Genomic DNA, 16821 nt, shown 5'->3' on the forward strand with positions numbered 1-16821 from the left:
CCTTCTTCATTTCTGGCAAAGCAGCCTGTTACTGGCTTTGCTTCTGAGCGTCGATCAGCTTCTGACGCGCTTCGTCAGCGCGCTTCTGCAATTCGCTCTGCAGTTCTTCCTGACGCTTTTGCAGCTCGGCAATGTTCATCGGCTCGCCGTCGTAAACCTTGGTGAAGCCGATCAGGGTCATCTTGAAGACGATTTCCTTGGCTTGCTGGTTATACGGCGCCACAATCACCTCACCGCCCTGCTTCATGGTGTTGATGAACGAGTCATCAATCGCCAGTTCTGCGTAGCAGGCATTGGGTGCGCAGATGCTGTACTTGCCCTGTACGGGCTTGCCATCATCGATCTGGATACGCACACCCGGCTGGATAAGAACGCCGGTCGGTACAGCGACCAGCAGTTTCTTGCGGGCTTCGCCCTCAGTTTCCTGAATAGCAATGTTACTCAGGAACTGTCCGGTATTTGTGCGCAATTCAATCGAAATAAAGCAGATTTCCTTCTGCGTGTTCGGATTGGTGTTACACGCTTTCGTCCATGGGCTTTTTTCTTCCTGGGCGATTGCGGGTGCACCTGCAAAAGAAGATAGGGCTACGAACGCACCTACTGCACATCCGAACAATCCTCTTTTCAAAACACTCGTCATCGATACGTCCTCAATCGTGCGTGTACGAAACTTTCGCGTTGTTCTGAGCCATTCCGGAACCAACCGCAAGGCCCGTAACGACATTCAAACCGTGAAACCATGGTAAGACACTTAATTTGGGCGAGAGGGTGGCCGATTTGCAACGCACCCCTGTCAGCGAATTGAAACCTGAATATCTTGCGGTTTGTTGCTTGTCCCGGGCGCGTCCGTGGGAACCCTGTGCTACTGTAATCGCTGAGAATCAACAGAATCTCCGGCGGTGGTGATGCGTAGTTCGATAGTTTCCGGTCTTCTTTTTCATGCCGGCAAGGCGATCGGTTTGGCAACCTCGTCTGCATGCCTGCTTGCCTTGACAATCAGCCTGCCCGCCAGCGCGGACGATGAAAACGTCCCCTGGACGCATGCAATCGCCATGCACGGGACACCTGCACTTGGACCTGACGAACCATTTCCCTATGCCAACCCCGATGCGCCCAAGGGCGGCACAATCACGCTTGGTGTACAGGGAACCTTCGACAGCCTGAATTCCTTCATTGTACAGGGTGGCTGGACCTCGGCACGTGGAATGCGCGAACGCGAATTCGGCAACAACATTCTGGAAAGCCTGATGGTCCGCTCCTATGCAGAACCCTTTTCCCTTTACGGTCTTCTGGCGCAACGTGTGCGCATGCCGGACAGCCGGGAGTGGATCGAGTTCGAGCTTAATCCGGATGCAAGGTTTTCCGACGGGACGCCAGTCACAGTCGATGATGTCATCTTTTCTCTGGAAGTGATCCGCGACAAGGGGCGCCCGCCCTATCGAAACTGGTATGCAGCTATCACCGAAAAACAGGTCACCGCACCGAACCGGTTGAAGCTGGTATTCGAAAACGGTGAAAACCGCGAACTGCCGCTGTTGATCGCGTTGGCTCCAATTTATTCCAAGGCAGCCACGGACGCGGAGAATTTCGACAAATCGTCGTTGAACCCGCCGACCGGCACAGGGCCGTACACCTTCAAGACGATCGAGCCAGGCAGGCTCGTCGTTTATGAGAAGAACCCGGACTATTGGGCCAAGGACCTGCCTGTCAAAGCCGGTTTCGACAATTTCGACGAGATCCGGGTAGAATATTTCCGCGACGAGACGACCTTGCAGGAATCCTTCAAGAAGGGTCTGGTCCAGGCGTTGCAGTTCCGGGATCCTGCCCGTTGGGCAACGGGGCTTGATTTTCCGGCAGTGAAAAATGGCGATGTTCTCAAGCGGGCAATTCCGCTCGGGATTCCCGCCGCCATGCAGGGCATCGCATTCAACACCCGCAAAGACCAGTTCTCCGACCCGGCCGTGCGCAAGGCCTTGCGCATGCTTTTCGATTTTGAATGGGTAAACCGCAATCTCTATTACGGACTTTACACGCGCACGGCAGGGTACTGGGACAATTCCGAGCTTTCATCGGTTGGCCGTCCGGCAAGCGACCGGGAAAAGGAATTGCTGGCTCCCTTCCCTGACGCCGTCGATCCCGAGGTTATGGACGGCACATGGCGTCCGGCGGAAGCGGACGGTTCAGGACGTGACAGAAAGGTGCTGCGGGCAGCGCTGGAAGCCTTCGGCGAGGCCGGTTACAGCCTCAAGGACGGAAAACTCCTGCACTCCGAAAACGGCAATCAGCTTTCCTTTGAAATTCTTGCCAAGAATGAGGACGAAGAAAAGCTGGCTCTCGCCTATATCCGTACTCTTGAGTTGCTCGGCGTATCCGCAAGCGTACGCAGTGTAGATCCGACGCAATTCGAAGACCGCAGGACGAAACGCGAGTTTGATATGGTGTTCAACACCTGGTTCTCCTCGCTGTCCCCTGGCGCTGAGCAATATGGACGCTGGTCGTCAAAAGCAGCGGAAACGGAAGGATCCTTCAACTTTGTGGGCGCACATGAACCGGCGATCGATGCGATGATCGACGAGATTGTCGGTGCAAGGAGCCGCGACGAATTCGTGGCTGCCGTTCGCGCATTCGACCGCGTTCTGATTTCGGGAGCCTACGCAGTCCCGCTTTATCATGTCGCGGACGATTGGGTGGCGCACTGGAAGCAGATCGTTCCGCCGCAAAACGAGTCGCTCTACGGCCACGAGTACGACACCTGGTGGTCGGCCACGGCGCAATAATCGGACCAATGGACGAAAAACAAGATGAAAGCCACGCCTGAAAGCCTGTCCACGGAGTATCATGAGAGCGGAGCCTGGTCCGATGTGCCGCTTGATGAAATGTTCCGCAAGACAGCCGCAGAACACCCCGACCGGCTTGCGCTGGTTGATGCTCCCGACAGGGCTACCTGGACAGGTGGTGCTCCCCGAGCGTTGAGTTATGCCGAAGCCGATCGGGAAATTGATCGTCTTGCCGCTTTCTACACCACCGTCGGGCTGTCATCCGACCATGTCGTCGGTGTGCAGGCTCCCAACACAGTCGATACCGTAATCGCGATCCTGGCAGCCCTGCGAGCAGATCTGATCATTTCTCCCTTGCCATTGCACTGGCGGCAGAAGAACGTTCTGGAAGCCTTGAACTCCATAGGCGCCAAGGGATTTGTCGCGGCTGACCGGGTAGAAACACGCGAGGTTGGTGTTGCCGCACGCGATGTTGCTGCAGACCTGTTCTCGTTGCGGTTTGTTTTCGGCCTAGGCAAGGACGTTCCCGATGGTTTGATCGAATTGGGGCCGATGCTTGCCGAAATGGGTGACGATCTGAAGTTCACTCCGAGTGAGCGCCCTGATCCGGCTGACCACACTGCGACCATCTGCTGGAGCCGAAGCGGAGAGGAAAACGTTCCGGTTACACGCTGCCATAACCATTGGGTATCGGTCGCACATATGATCGTACAGGAAGCTCATGTGCGCGATGCCAGCGTGATGGTCCTCCCCTATTCGCTCAGCGGCTTGACCGGCCTGGGCGGAGGACTGGTTCCGTGGTTGCTGACCGGCGGCACCTTGCATCTGCACCACCCGACTTCACTTGCCAATCTCGCTGCTCATGCCAACGAAGTTCAGGCGGATATCGTCATGACACCCGGGCCGCTGGCACAGACGCTCGACCGTAAACTTGAAAACACCAAGACGACGCTACTTGCAGCCTGGAATATTGCGGCCCCGCACCCGACGACTTTCGTTGCGAGGCGCCGTCTGATCGATCTTCACATCGCTGACGAATTCGCACTCGTTGCCAAGGCGCGAGGTCCCTCGGCGAAGATGAAGGCCACCGCGCTGGGAAAGCATAGCGGGCCGATAGGGTGTGAAAGCGGGCCAGCCCTTCTCGAGATTGCGGTCACCGACGAGGTAGATACGCAAGCTCCAACGCTTCTGGTGAAGGGACCAATGGTTCCCGATGTCGGGTGGCGAACCATCAATGGTGACCAGCGGCGCGTCCGCTGGGAAGGAACCGGTTTTCTGAATACCAACATCAAGGTTGAACTGACGGATGGCGGCATCGCAGGTTTCGGTATCCCGGGCCACTATGCCCTTGGCACCGGCAACCTTGAAACGGTGGATGTTGTCTACGCAGGGTACCCGGGCGTCAAGGAAGCTGCTGCCTTCATAGTGGAAGATCCTCTCCTCGGAGCCAGGATGTACGCAGCGCTTGTACCCGAGGCCGGGAACGTTCCAGATGCTGGTGCCTTTTTCGCGTATCTGGATGCCGAAGGCGTGGACCTTGCCAAGATCCCCCATCGTGTGTTGATTTTACAGTCTCTGCCGCGGAACGAGGATGGAACCATCAGCCGGGAACGGCTGACCATGCGGACACAGCGATTGCCTGCTGCCGTGGCGTAGGTGGGGATAAGGAATGGATGTTGAAACCTCGCTTTCCTGGCGCGGCCCGTATTGGTATGCGGGACGTCGGCCAAGGCGGAGCAGCAATGGTGATGCGCCAGAAGATTTAGACGTGTCACTTATCAGCATGTTCGACCGTCGCAGCAAGCTGCCCATGGCGCTGCCTGCAGCGATCGTGGTTGATATCAGCATCCTGGAAGACGACCGGAGAGACGAATTCTTTTCCTGGCTGCTTCCGCAAATCAGACTCCTGGCAAGTGAAGTCCCTTTCTACATCCTCACCGGCAGCGACGATATTCTGCCCCCCGGTCTGCAACCGACTGCAATCATCGACAAGGTCGTTCCCGATGAAGTCCTGCTGATGTTGATATGCATTCATCAGCGCGCATTGCTTCGGTCAGAGGAAGCCCAACTTCGCAGACGAATTTTTGGCAGGATTCCAGGTTTCGGGAGCGCTCCGCATCATTCAGGAACCAGCAGCCTGCTTGTCGTTGGCCTGAGCGGTCGGTTTCTGGAATGGCAGGACGCCAGTGAAGAAAAGGTCGAGGTTGTCGGTGCATTCGACGGCAGCATGGCCGTCGAATTCATGTCCAAGCGCGCATTTGACGCCGTGGTCATTGATGCGCCCTTTGAAGATGCCGTCGACTATATGCAGCAGATCCGCAGGGATGCCCGCTTCGCGGGGTTGCCGGTTCTGGCTGTCTGTGAGCGCGAGGAAGATCTCGTTCAACTGTTCCGAAACGGAGCTTCGGACGTGCTGGTTGGAGAAAACCGCAAGGAAACCCTCGCCCGCCGACTCAACTCCGCCACCCGCTTTGGCAAAAGGCGCCGTCTTGCAGACAGGGTGCTTGCGGAAAGCCACATGTGGTTGCGCCAGCAGATCCATCAGGGCGGGCTTGGCGTTGATGAATATACGAATTATCTCGAAGCCTGTAGCAATGGCCTTGCGGCGCGCGGCCTTGATCTTTGGGAAATGAGGCTTCAGCCTGAAAACTTCGGCATTGCGGTCACTTCCGCTGAAGAACTTGAAGACATCAACACGACCTTGCTGTCCATCGCGGACGCCACGAGCCGGGACGAGGATCTTGTTTGCCTGGTGAAGGACTTCGGGCCGGTTGCCGTCTTGAAGAACGAGGCTGGCACGACAAGGCTGCAGAAGCGGATCAGCTCGATCCTCACACACACTGTTCTGTGAACAGACGCTGGTCTGTATGCGTCTTTTGTCTATTGCCTTAACACTGCCGCGAATTTGGGGTTGGCATATTTGTCAGAGTCTTTAGCCTGACAAAAATATCTCCAACGTTCTGGATGTCCGATGACCCTATCATCCGCCCTTACCGTCGATGTCGTATCCGATGTAATGTGCCCCTGGTGCTTCATTGGAAAAAGACGCCTTGAAGCGGCGTTGAAGTCGGTTCCGCAGCTCGATGTGCTGGTTCGTTGGCACCCCTTTCAGCTTGACGCCACCTTGCCGAAGTCCGGCAAGGACAGAAAACAGTATCTGAGCGAAAAGTTCGGTGGTCTGGAGCGGGCGGACACGTTCTACAAACAAATCCGTGCAGCGGGACAGGAAGAAGGCATCAACTTTGCTTTTGATGATATCACCTTGTCGCCGAATACCCTTGATTGCCACAGACTGATCCTTTGGTCACGTGACGACGATCTTCAGGACGAAGTCGTGGAGCTTTTGTTCAAGGCCTATTTCCTGAACGGAGAAGATCTGACACGCCCCGAGGTTCTTGTGCGAATTGCCGAGGAAGCGGGGATGCAGTCCGATCTGGTGGAGCATCTATTGGGAACCGAAACCGATCTCGACAAGGTCGAGGCCCAGATTGCCAATGCTCAAAAGTCCGGGATCACAGGTGTGCCATGTTTCATTATCGATGGCAGGTTTGTTCTGGCAGGTGCCGAGAAACCGGAAACAATTGCCGCAGCGCTTCTGCATGCCGATGAAACACGGACCGATCCACAAGCGGCAGTTTCCAATTAAAAGCAGCTTGAGTCGCCGAAACAAAAAAGCCCCGCACGAATGCGGGGCTTTTCTGATTTTGATGACCTGATAAGATCAGCCGCGCAGTATGGAACGGCCTGCATAAACCGCCTGTGCACCCAGTTCTTCCTCGATACGGATGAGCTGGTTGTACTTTGCGAGCCGGTCAGACCGTGCAAGCGAACCGGTTTTGATCTGGCCGCAGTTGGTGGCAACCGCGAGGTCAGCAATGGTGCTGTCCTCTGTCTCGCCCGAGCGGTGGGACATCACAGCAGTGTAGGCAGCCTTGTGTGCGGTTTCGACGGCGTCCAACGTTTCGGACAGCGTACCGATCTGGTTGACCTTGATCAGGATCGAGTTGGCAACGCCGAGGTCGATACCCTTGCGCAGACGCTCGGAATTGGTGACGAACAGGTCGTCGCCGACCAGTTGGCACTTGTTGCCGATAAGGTCGGTCGTCGCTTTCCAACCGTCCCAATCGTCTTCTGCCAGACCGTCTTCGATCGAGATGATCGGGTAGCGGGAAACGAGGTCGGCGAGATATTTTGCCATTTCCTCAGGAGCCAGCGTCTTGCCTTCGCCTTCCAACACATATTTGCCGTCCTTGAAGAACTCGGTCGATGCCGCGTCCAATGCCAGGAAGACATCTTCGCCTGGCTTGTAGCCGGCGGTTTCGATCGCCTTCATGACGAAGCCGATAGCTGCGTCGGTCGATTCCAGATTGGGAGCAAAGCCGCCTTCGTCGCCAACATTGGTGTTGTGACCGGCTGCGTTCAGTGCCTTTTTCAAGGTGTGGAAAATTTCAGAACCCATGCGCACAGCATCGCCAAGGGACTCAGCGCCAACCGGCATGATCATGAATTCCTGGAAATCGATCGGATTGTCGGCATGCGCGCCGCCATTGATGATGTTCATCATGGGAACCGGAAGCGTGCGCGCAGACGTGCCGCCGACATAGCGGTAGAGCGGCAGACCGGACGCCTGGGCAGCGGCGCGGGCAACCGCGAGCGATACGCCCAGTATGGAGTTGGCGCCAAGACGCGACTTGTTGTGTGTACCGTCGAGATCGATCATGGCCTGGTCGATCTGAAGCTGATCTTCAGCGTCCAGACCGCCAACGGTCTCGAAGATTTCGCCGTTCACGGCATCAACTGCATTCTGGACACCCTTGCCCATGAAGCGGTCACCGCCATCGCGCAGTTCGACAGCTTCGTGTGCACCGGTGGAAGCTCCGGACGGAACGGCTGCCCGGCCGAAGGAGCCGTCCTCCAGGAAAACGTCGACTTCAACGGTCGGGTTACCACGGCTGTCAAAGATCTGACGGCCGATAACATCGATAATGGCGGTCATGGAAAGAACTCCCTTGTCGCATGCACCTGAATTGGCGGTCTGCCGGAGAATATCCGGCCGTTTGGAAGCCGGAGTACCGGCGTTTTTCCGGAGCTCTTGCCCCTCAAAGGAAAGCCGCACACGAGGTGCGGCTGAAATTGACTATTCTGCAGCGGTTGCCGGTGCCTTGACGACGTTGTCCAGTGCCTTCAACTGGGCCAGCAACGCTTCGAGTTGGTCGAGCGGCACCATATTCGGACCATCTGACGGGGCGTTGTCCGGATCAGGGTGCGTTTCGATGAAGAGACCTGCAACACCCACGGCCACTGCAGCACGCGCAAGAACAGGTACCATTGTCCGGTCACCGCCGGTGGAAGCACCCTGCCCGCCCGGTTGCTGCACGGAATGTGTTGCATCAAAAATGACCGGCGCACCGGTCTGTGCCATGATCGGCAGCGAACGCATATCGGTAACAAGCGTGTTGTAGCCGAAGCTGGCGCCGCGTTCGGTCAACATGACATTGGCATTGCCCGAACCGGTCACTTTCCCCAGAACATTTTTCATGTCCCAGGGCGCCAGGAACTGGCCTTTCTTGATGTTGACCACGCGGCCGGTCTTTGCGGCAGCCACAAGCAAGTCCGTCTGGCGGCAGAGGAATGCCGGGATCTGCAGGACATCGACAACTTCCGCAACCGGTGCGCATTGCTCGGGGCTATGCACATCGGTCAAGACAGGCATGCCGAATTTTTCCTTCACTTCGGCAAAGATCGGCATGGCTTCTTCCATGCCAACACCCCGTTTTCCTGCGAGAGATGTCCGGTTGGCCTTATCGTATGAAGTCTTGTAAATGACGCCGATACCGAGACGATCCGTAATTTCCTTGATCGCGGCTGCGCATTCCAGTGCGTGTTCGCGGCTTTCAAGCTGGCACGGGCCGGCAATGAGACTGAAAGGCGCATCATTGCTGAAGGTTACATTGCCAACGGAAACTACGCGGTTTGCCTCGGTCATTTTCCACCTTATGCCATGCGGTTGCCGTTTGAGCGCGGCAACTCGTTCAGGAAACAAGTCCGATCTTGGAACTTGCGGAGTTCCATAGCGTTCTTTTTGCCTGCCCGCAACATCGCTATGGCGGAAAGCGGACAGGTCTTAAATCGATTTAAAAGTGTGTAGTCTCACCCCGACATAAAATGATCACTTTGTCGAAGTTATTGCGTTAGTATTGCAGTGCACAAGCTTGCAACCGGTCATAGACCTGAGGGTCCGGCTAATTGCCACTTGGGCTAACTGCAACGTCGCGCCCGCGGACGATCTGAGTTTAGAACGTGTATTCGACGGCTCATGTGACTATTAGTGGGTAAAAGAAGATTGAGTTCGTATTTGTAGACCATCGGAAGGCCTGACATGAACAAGCCCATTCGCAAAGCGATCCTGCCCGTGGCAGGTCTTGGCACTCGGTTTCTGCCCGCGACCAAGGCAGTACCGAAGGAAATGCTGACGATCGTTGACCGTCCGATCATCCAGTATGTGGTGGATGAAGCACGGGCCGCAGGTATCGAACATATCGTTTTCGTCACCGGGCGAAACAAACAGGTTATCGAAGACCATTTCGATATGGCCTATGAGCTGGAAGATACCCTCAAGGCGAGAAACAAGACTGCTGCTCTGGAACTGCTTGAAAAGCACCGCCCGGTTCCGGGTGCCACTTCCTTCACCCGTCAGCAGGCCCCGCTTGGCCTCGGCCACGCTATCTGGTGCGCACGCGATATTATCGGCAACGAGCCCTTCGCCATTCTGTTGCCGGACGTGATCATCAAGTCTCAGGTCAGCTGTCTCAAGCAGATGGTAGACCTCTATCAAAATACGGGTGGCAACATCATCGCCGTGGAAGAAGTTCCCGAAGACCAGACAGATCAGTACGGCATTGTGGAACTCGACGGAGAACTCGGTGCAAATGCGCACAAGATCTCAAACATGGTCGAAAAGCCTGCCCCCGGTACGGCACCTTCCAATTTGATGATCACCGGCCGCTACATTCTACAGCCGGAAATCTTCGATCTCCTGTCCAACCAGGGCAAAGGTGCAGGTGGCGAGATCCAGTTGACCGACAGCATGCTGGCCTTGATGAAGGAACAGCACTTCGCGTCGCTCAAGTTCGAAGGTCGGAGCTACGACTGCGGTAACAAGGCCGGCTTCCTGAGCGCCAATATCGCATTCGGCATGGACGATCCGAAACTTGCTCGGGAACTGGTTCCGTTCATGGAAGAGATCATTCGCAAACCCCTGGCCGCCGAATAATTTGCGATCGTTTTCACTGCGGACTTGAAAAGGTTCGCCAGAAGCCTTTAGGAGTGGGCCGGGTCTTGCGCAAGACCCGGCCCTTTCCGTTTGCTCCAATCCCGGATGCCTCATGCACGACAATTCCATTCACTCCACCAAGATCGCGGTTATCGGTCTGGGTTATGTCGGTCTGCCCGTGGCGGTGGCCTTCGCTGCGAAGGGTTTTGACGTTCTCGGGTTCGATATCAACGAAAACCGGTTGAACGAGTTGCGCAGCGGTCAGGACAGCACGTCGTCTGTCGATGACGCAGATTTGCAGCAGGAAACGCTGGTATTTTCCAACAACGAAAAGGATCTGAGCGATAGGGATATCTTGATCGTGGCCGTGCCGACACCTGTCGATCACGCCAAACGACCTGACCTTTCGCCTTTCAGAAACGCAGCAGCAACCGTCGGTCGCAATCTGAAACCAGGGGCCATCGTTGTCTTTGAATCTACCGTGTATCCGGGGGCAACCGAAGAGATCGCAGTTCCCGTCCTCGAGACGGAATCGGGGCTGCTCTTCAACAGGGATTTTGCCGTCGGTTATTCGCCAGAGCGCATAAATCCCGGCGATACCGAGCGAGGCTTTGCGGACATCACCAAAATCGTTTCGGGTTCCAGCCCGGAAACAGCCGAAACGCTCAATACGCTCTATGGAGCGGTTGTCACGGCTGGTATTCACCTTGCTCCGTCGATCCGCGTAGCGGAAGCGGCGAAGGTGATTGAGAACACACAACGCGATCTCAATATTGCTCTCATGAACGAACTGGCGATGCTATTCCACCAGATGGGCATCGATACCCGGGACGTGTTGAAGGGGTCTTCGACCAAATGGAACTTCCTGCCGTTCCAGCCGGGACTGGTCGGGGGGCACTGCATCGGTGTCGATCCCTATTACCTGACCCACAAGGCACACGAGATCGGCATGACACCTCAGGTTATTCTGGCAGGTCGCGGTACCAACGAGGCAATGCCGGCGTTTATTGCAGGCAAGATCATCCAGGAAAGCGTAAAGCTTGGCATGCCCATGCCTCCGAAAGTTGTCGTTCTCGGCATCACCTACAAGGCGAATGTGCCTGATACCCGTAATTCCAAGGTCGTTGATCTCATCAGGGAGCTGGAAAAGTTTGGGGCGCGTGTTCAGGTCTGTGATCCACTTGCACATCCCGATGAGGTTGCGGCCGAATATGGAATCACCCTCACCCGGCAAGAGGACCTTGATGCTGCGGATGTTGCCGTGCTTGCGGTCCCCCATCGGCATTTTTTCCAAGATGGAAGCGGTTGGCAGGTCCTGAAAGACGTCCTGAAAGATCAACGCGGCCTGGTCGCTGATATACCGGCGCTTTTGGATCGCTCCACTTGTCCGGAGGGAATCCAGCTCTGGCGCCTTTGATTTTACAGGACTATTTCACGGTTTTGTTGTGCCGCGGTACGCGTGACGAGAATTCGCAGTTCAAGGACTGCTGAAAAACGGATCAAACTGCCGGGAATTGCCGCAAGGGTTTGCTCGTATTTTAGCAATCTGAAAAGGGTTTCGAGCCGTATACTATTCGGGTTTCAGGAAAGGAGACACCGAACATGGCTCATGCTCGTTTCTGGAAGATGGTGGCGGTGGCCGGCGTCAGCGCGTTGCTGGCTACAGGGTCTGTCCGCGCCGAAGAAGGCCTCGATAGCAGCGCCTTTCACAAGATCATCAAAAATCAGATGAGTGCGTTTGCGACGGGTAATGCCCAGGCTGCCTTCTCGTTCGCAACCAGTTCCTTGCAACAGCGGTTTCAAACACCAGAGTTCTTCATGGAAATGGTGCGGCAAGGCTACCAGCCAGTTTACAAGCCTCAAAGCGTGACGTTCGGCCGGTCAAAAATGACCAAGCTCGGGCCAACGCAAGAGGTCTATGTAACCGGTCCAAATGGTCAAAACTGGTTAGCTCTCTACAGTTTCGAGCAACAGGATGACGGCAGTTGGAAGATTTCCGGGTGCTATCTGACCAAAGCGGATGGATTTTCCGCCTAGTCAGTTTCAGCCTGAACCTGGATTGAGTGTGCCGGGTTACAGCGCGGCAATATCGCCGCGCGCCCAGTCTTCCTTGGTCTTTGCGTAGAAGTCTTCGAAAGACCCGGCGTCAATCGCGTCGCGCATGCCCTGCATCAGGTACTGATAGTAGGCGATGTTGTTCCAGGTGAGCAGCATGCCGGCCAGTCCTTCGCCAGCTCGCACCAGATGGTGCAGATAGGCTCTGCTGTAGACGCTAGACGCGGGACAGGTGCTCGCCTCGTCCAGCGGGCGTGGGTCGTCCTGGTGACGGGCATTCTTGAGGTTGACCTTGCCATAGCGCGTATAGGCGAGACCGTGACGTCCTGCGCGGGTCGGCATCACGCAATCGAACTGATCAATCCCGCGCTTCACGCTTTCCAGAAGATCGTCCGGTGTCCCAACGCCCATCAGGTAACGTGGCTTGTCCACCGGCATAACTGGCGTCGTGATGTCGAGCATGCTCAGCATGACGTTCTGAGGTTCACCAACGGCCAGACCGCCAACCGAATAGCCTTCAAACGGCATTTTGCCGAGTTCTTCTGCCGAGCGAATACGAAGGTCGGGTTGATCGCCACCCTGAACGATACCGTAAAGCCCCTGTCCTTTCCCTGGTCCACCCATGACTTCGAACTGGTTGCGAGAGCGTTCTGCCCATCTGAGAGACAGCTCCATAGCTCTTTGGACTTCTTCACGGGGGCTCGGCAACTTGATGCACTCGTCCAGCTGCATCTGTATATCTGACCCGAGGAGACCCTGTATCTCGACTGAACGTTCCGGTGTGAGATGGTACTTCTGACCGTCAATGTGGCTTTGGAAACGCACACCATCTTCATCCAGCTTCCGCAACTGAGCCAGCGACATCACCTGGAACCCGCCACTGTCGGTCAGGATCGTGTGAGGCCAGTTCATGAAGGTGTGCAGTCCGCCAAGTCTGGCGACCCGTTCAGCAGTCGGGCGAAGCATCAGGTGATAGGTATTGCCGAGAACCACGTCTGCACCGGTTTCACGCACCTGCTCCGGGTACATCGCCTTCACAGTTGCCTGAGTGCCAACCGGCATGAAAGCGGGAGTGCGCACGACACCGTGGGGCGTCGTGATTTCGCCGCGCCGCGCCGCGCCGTCCGTGGTGATCAGCTTGAAGCTGAAGGTCTTGCCGGTTTTTTCGGTCATGATTGGTCCTCAGACAGCGCCTTCCTGCGGTAAAAGCAAGGAAGCGTCGCCATAGCTGTAAAAACGGTATTCCTGAGAAATAGCGTGTGCATAGGCACGCCGCATCGTGTCCAGACCCGAAAGAGCCGACACCAGCATGAACAATGTAGAACGCGGTAGATGGAAGTTGGTCATCAACGCGTCGATCGCCTTGAAGCGATAGCCGGGCGTGATGAAGATCGAGGTTTCACCCGCAAAGGCGGCTATGGCGCCACTTGCCTGGGCGGAGCTTTCAAGGATCCGCAGGGATGTCGTGCCGACGCTGACAACCTTGTTTCCCCTTGCCTTGACGGCCAGAAGTGCGGCAGCGGTCTCTTCGGAGATTTCGCCCCATTCTGCGTGCATCTTGTGATCTGCGGTGTCTTCCGCCTTTACCGGCAGAAAGGTGCCGGCTCCGACATGCAGTGTTACGCGGTGCTGTTCGATACCGCGCTCGCTCAATGCCTTCAGCAGTTCAGGCGTAAAATGAAGACCCGCAGTCGGTGCGGCAACGGCACCGTCCTTTTCGGCAAATATCGTCTGATAGTCCTTGCGATCCTGGTCGTCTTCGCCACGCTTTTGCGCAATATACGGTGGCAAGGGTATGTGTCCAACGGATGCGATTGCAATGTCGAGATCAGGTCCGGACCGGTCGAAAGTCAGCAGTACTTCACCGCTGTCGCCCTTTTCGGTCACTTCCGCCGTTAGCCGTGTACCGAACCCTTCGAAAAGGACAGTATCGCCAACCTGCAACTTCTTTGCCGGCCGGACGAAGGCCTTCCAGCGGTCCGGCCCGGTGCGCATGTGCAGCGTCGCCCCGATGCCCGCGGTAATGTCTCCTCGCAGACGTGTTCCTTCAAGCTGTGCGGGTATCACCTTGGTATCGTTGAAGACCAGCGCATCACCGGGCTCCAGCAACAGCGGCAATTCGCGAACACCCGTGTCGGACAGTTCAGGTTCAGCACCTGGTTTAACGACAAGCATGCGAGCGGAATCACGTGGCCGAGCCGGGCGCAAGGCGATCCGCTCGTTGGGAAGAACAAAGTCGAATTGGTCGACGCGCATGGTGATTTGCTACTGACGGATCTCTGGAAGGTTTCGGGGTGCGGCGCCATTCCATACCAGAGCGGCAACCGGACTTTCAGTCAGCGGCTCTTACTGGCGACGGCGGAGCAGGTCAACCGTCTGACGGTACATCCAAAACAAAACAGCGCGGATGACTGATCCGCGCTGCATCGTTAAAGCCACTTTCAGGTGGTTCAGGCCGCGTCGGCCGCCACTTTCAAGGAGACGATATTGTCCGGATTGGAAACCGGTTCGCCACGCTTGATCTTGTCGACATTGTCCATGCCTTCGACCACTTCACCCCAGACGGTGTACTGACCGTCGAGCCAGGGTGCATCGGTAAAGCAAATGAAGAACTGGCTGTCACCGGAGTTCGGGTCCATTGCGCGAGCCATGGAGCAGGTGCCGCGCACGTGCTTCTCATTGCTGAATTCCGCTTTCAATTTCTTGCCGGAACCACCAGTGCCAGTCCCCTGCGGGCAGCCGGTCTGTGCCATGAAGCCGTCGATTACGCGGTGAAACACGATGCCGTCGTAAAAACCTTCGCGGACCAGTTCCTTGATGCGTGCGACATGCGTCGGCGCGAGGTCCGGCTTCAGTTCGATAACAACCGGTCCCTGGCTGGTTTCCATGAGAAGGGTGTTTTCGGCGTCTTTGATTTCAGCCATCGAGTATCTCCTTGGGTATTTTCGAAATTGTAGTCTCGTGAACGTTATTGTGCGTCCGAGGCGACCTGCATCTTGATGATCTTGTCCGGATTTGCCGGCGGTTCGCCGCGGGTGATGTTGTCGACGAATTCCATACCATCGACGACTTCACCGAATACGGTGTACTGGCCATTCAGCCAGTCGCCATCGCCGAACATGATGAAAAACTGGGAATTGGCGCTGTCCGGGCTAGTGGAACGTGCCATGCCGAGCGTGCCACGCTTGAACGGTGCGTTGGAAAACTCAGCCTTCAGGTTAGGTTCGTTGGAACGGCCCGTGCCGGTGCCCGTCGGGTCACCGGTCTGGGCCATGAAGCCGTCGATGACGCGATGGAAGACGATACCGTCGTAAAAACCTTCGCGGGAAAGCTTCTTGATCCGCTCAACGTGAGCCGGAGCAAGGTCCGGACGAAGCTGTATGACGACGCGTCCGTCCTTCAAATCGAGATAAATTGTGTTTTCCGGATCGGTGCCTTGGGCACTGGCGGCCGAAGGCAGGATCAGAAGTGAAGCCAGAACGGCAAAAATTGCAAAAAAGCGCGACACTGGAGACTCCTAAGGTTCAGGTCTAGAGCTTGGCTTTGAATTACGCGCCGGGTTTCGCGCGCGATCTCAATGGTTCGGCAACCGGCTCCGGCACAAAAGCGGAGATTTCTCCGCCCATCTTCGCGATTTGACGTACCAAGGTGGCCGTGATGTGGCGCACGTTCGGAGAAGCCGGAAGAAATACCGTACGAATGTCCGGTTCCAGCGTGCCGTTCATGCCCGCCATCTGCATCTCGTAGTCAAGATCCGTGCCGTCCCGCAGACCGCGAACCAGGTAAGCGGCGTTTTGCTGGCGTGCCGTTTCGATGACCAGATTGTCGAAGGCGATGACATCAATCCGTTCAGCTTCCTCCGGAGTGAATTCCGAACGAGCCGAAGCATGGATCAATTCGACCCGTTCCTCGAAGGAAAACAGGGGAGACTTGCCGGGGTGAATGCCGATGGCAACCACCACCTTGTCCGCCAGCGCAAGCGACTGACGCAATATATCCATGTGGCCATTGGTGACGGGATCGAAGGATCCAGGATAAAGCGCAATACGATTCATGGCACCTTCCTTACTCTGCCTGCACCGGCCTAACAAGTAGAACGCAGGCATGAACGCGTCTTTTGCCAGTAACTGACATTGTGTGATGACCGTCACAACTCTCTTTGCAAACCTAGGTCAAAGTGGCTCCATCGAAATCAATTGGCGTGAGCAGGAGCCAGCATCATGAGGAGCAATACTACAATCGACCGGACCGCAACGGCTATCGCGGTACGTCCTTTCGCCTTTCAGTCAAAGGCAATCGATCCGGCTGGACAATTCAAGATGGCCGCTATTTTCGTTCTGGCGTTGTTGACGATGATTGCCGCAGGCATGATGAGCATGCACCCGAGCAAAGCGTCGCAGGCAGAAGGTCTAACCAGCCTGGCAACGCAGGGACTTGCTTCCACCAAGTCCGACCGCGCTGTGCAAATTCCGGCATCAAAAACATGTGAAACACAAGCTTGGGGCGCCTGGAGCGAAGACTGTGCAGCGGCACTGACCGGTGCGAACCGTGTACGCAACGTGTCCTTTGTCACCGTCGAAAAAACGGCACCCACCGTAAATGAAACAATTCTGGCCCGTTACCCCGTGGCCAACTGAGCTTCGTCTCAAACCTCCCTCCCCGTAACGGCAAACAGCGGCTCAGGTTCCACCCTGGCCGCTGTTGTCGTTTTCAGGT

Annotated in this window: 16 protein-coding genes; 8 read left to right on the top strand and 8 right to left on the bottom strand. The window is 56.2% G+C overall.

What is annotated here, in order from left to right:
• Window positions 1-28: 28 nt before the first annotated feature.
• Complete coding sequence (locus tag B0E33_RS26505; protein WP_022998645.1) at window positions 29-640, bottom strand: invasion associated locus B family protein; 612 nt, start codon at window positions 638-640, stop codon at window positions 29-31.
• A 265-nt stretch (window positions 641-905) separates the two neighbouring features.
• On the opposite strand from B0E33_RS26505, the gene B0E33_RS26510 reads away from it, so the two are divergent.
• The 4 genes from B0E33_RS26510 to B0E33_RS26525 all read left to right on the top strand — a co-directional run bounded on the left by B0E33_RS26510 (window position 906) and on the right by B0E33_RS26525 (window position 6423).
• The gene (locus B0E33_RS26510) at window positions 906-2777 is read left to right on the top strand and encodes an extracellular solute-binding protein (RefSeq protein ID WP_055654272.1); all 1872 of its coding nucleotides are present in this window, start codon (window positions 906-908) and stop codon (window positions 2775-2777) included.
• A gap of 24 nt (window positions 2778-2801) precedes the next feature.
• Window positions 2802-4433 carry an AMP-binding protein gene (locus B0E33_RS26515; protein ID WP_077292865.1) on the top strand — a complete coding sequence of 544 codons (1632 nt, stop codon included), beginning with the start codon at window positions 2802-2804 and terminating at the stop codon, window positions 4431-4433.
• A 112-nt stretch (window positions 4434-4545) separates the two neighbouring features.
• Window positions 4546-5628 carry a PleD family two-component system response regulator gene (locus B0E33_RS26520; protein WP_208993325.1) on the top strand — a complete coding sequence of 361 codons (1083 nt, stop codon included), beginning with the start codon at window positions 4546-4548 and terminating at the stop codon, window positions 5626-5628.
• Window positions 5629-5748: 120 nt separating this feature from the next.
• Complete coding sequence (locus B0E33_RS26525) at window positions 5749-6423, top strand: DsbA family oxidoreductase (RefSeq protein ID WP_077292866.1); 675 nt, start codon at window positions 5749-5751, stop codon at window positions 6421-6423.
• Window positions 6424-6498: 75 nt separating this feature from the next.
• Here the strand turns inward: B0E33_RS26525 and eno are convergent, their stop codons facing one another.
• The gene (gene eno / locus B0E33_RS26530) at window positions 6499-7773 is read right to left on the bottom strand and encodes a phosphopyruvate hydratase (RefSeq protein WP_031268504.1); all 1275 of its coding nucleotides are present in this window, start codon (window positions 7771-7773) and stop codon (window positions 6499-6501) included.
• 141 nt (window positions 7774-7914) lie between these two features.
• On the bottom strand, window positions 7915-8763 hold the full coding sequence (gene kdsA / locus B0E33_RS26535) for a 3-deoxy-8-phosphooctulonate synthase (RefSeq protein ID WP_077292867.1): 849 nt from the start codon (window positions 8761-8763) through the stop codon (window positions 7915-7917).
• A gap of 393 nt (window positions 8764-9156) precedes the next feature.
• Between kdsA and galU the strand changes: the two genes are divergently transcribed.
• The 3 genes from galU to B0E33_RS26550 all read left to right on the top strand — a co-directional run bounded on the left by galU (window position 9157) and on the right by B0E33_RS26550 (window position 12087).
• Window positions 9157-10050, top strand: coding sequence for a UTP--glucose-1-phosphate uridylyltransferase GalU (gene galU, locus B0E33_RS26540; protein WP_022998652.1), 894 nt, complete (start codon window positions 9157-9159; stop codon window positions 10048-10050).
• Between the two features lie 112 nt (window positions 10051-10162).
• The gene (locus B0E33_RS26545; RefSeq protein WP_077292868.1) at window positions 10163-11467 is read left to right on the top strand and encodes a nucleotide sugar dehydrogenase; all 1305 of its coding nucleotides are present in this window, start codon (window positions 10163-10165) and stop codon (window positions 11465-11467) included.
• 185 nt (window positions 11468-11652) lie between these two features.
• The gene (locus tag B0E33_RS26550) at window positions 11653-12087 is read left to right on the top strand and encodes a DUF4864 domain-containing protein (RefSeq protein WP_022998654.1); all 435 of its coding nucleotides are present in this window, start codon (window positions 11653-11655) and stop codon (window positions 12085-12087) included.
• A gap of 36 nt (window positions 12088-12123) precedes the next feature.
• Here B0E33_RS26550 and tgt read toward each other — a convergent pair whose 3' ends face one another.
• From tgt to coaD, 5 genes are all read right to left on the bottom strand, one after another.
• Window positions 12124-13278, bottom strand: coding sequence for a tRNA guanosine(34) transglycosylase Tgt (gene tgt, locus B0E33_RS26555; RefSeq protein ID WP_077292869.1), 1155 nt, complete (start codon window positions 13276-13278; stop codon window positions 12124-12126).
• A gap of 9 nt (window positions 13279-13287) precedes the next feature.
• Complete coding sequence (queA, locus tag B0E33_RS26560) at window positions 13288-14361, bottom strand: tRNA preQ1(34) S-adenosylmethionine ribosyltransferase-isomerase QueA (protein WP_077292870.1); 1074 nt, start codon at window positions 14359-14361, stop codon at window positions 13288-13290.
• 194 nt (window positions 14362-14555) lie between these two features.
• Window positions 14556-15020, bottom strand: coding sequence for a peptidylprolyl isomerase (locus B0E33_RS26565; protein ID WP_208997921.1), 465 nt, complete (start codon window positions 15018-15020; stop codon window positions 14556-14558).
• Window positions 15021-15073: 53 nt separating this feature from the next.
• Window positions 15074-15613: a peptidylprolyl isomerase gene (locus tag B0E33_RS26570; RefSeq protein ID WP_208997716.1), complete on the bottom strand. Its 540-nt coding sequence runs from the start codon at window positions 15611-15613 to the stop codon at window positions 15074-15076.
• Between the two features lie 40 nt (window positions 15614-15653).
• Window positions 15654-16160: a pantetheine-phosphate adenylyltransferase gene (gene coaD / locus B0E33_RS26575; RefSeq protein ID WP_022998659.1), complete on the bottom strand. Its 507-nt coding sequence runs from the start codon at window positions 16158-16160 to the stop codon at window positions 15654-15656.
• Window positions 16161-16424: 264 nt separating this feature from the next.
• On the opposite strand from coaD, the gene B0E33_RS26580 reads away from it, so the two are divergent.
• Window positions 16425-16742, top strand: coding sequence for a hypothetical protein (locus B0E33_RS26580; RefSeq protein ID WP_208997717.1), 318 nt, complete (start codon window positions 16425-16427; stop codon window positions 16740-16742).
• The last annotated feature ends 79 nt before the right edge of the window (window positions 16743-16821 follow it).

This window comes from Roseibium algicola (genome assembly GCF_001999245.1).
Taxonomy (GTDB): Bacteria; Pseudomonadota; Alphaproteobacteria; order Rhizobiales; family Stappiaceae; genus Roseibium; species Roseibium algicola.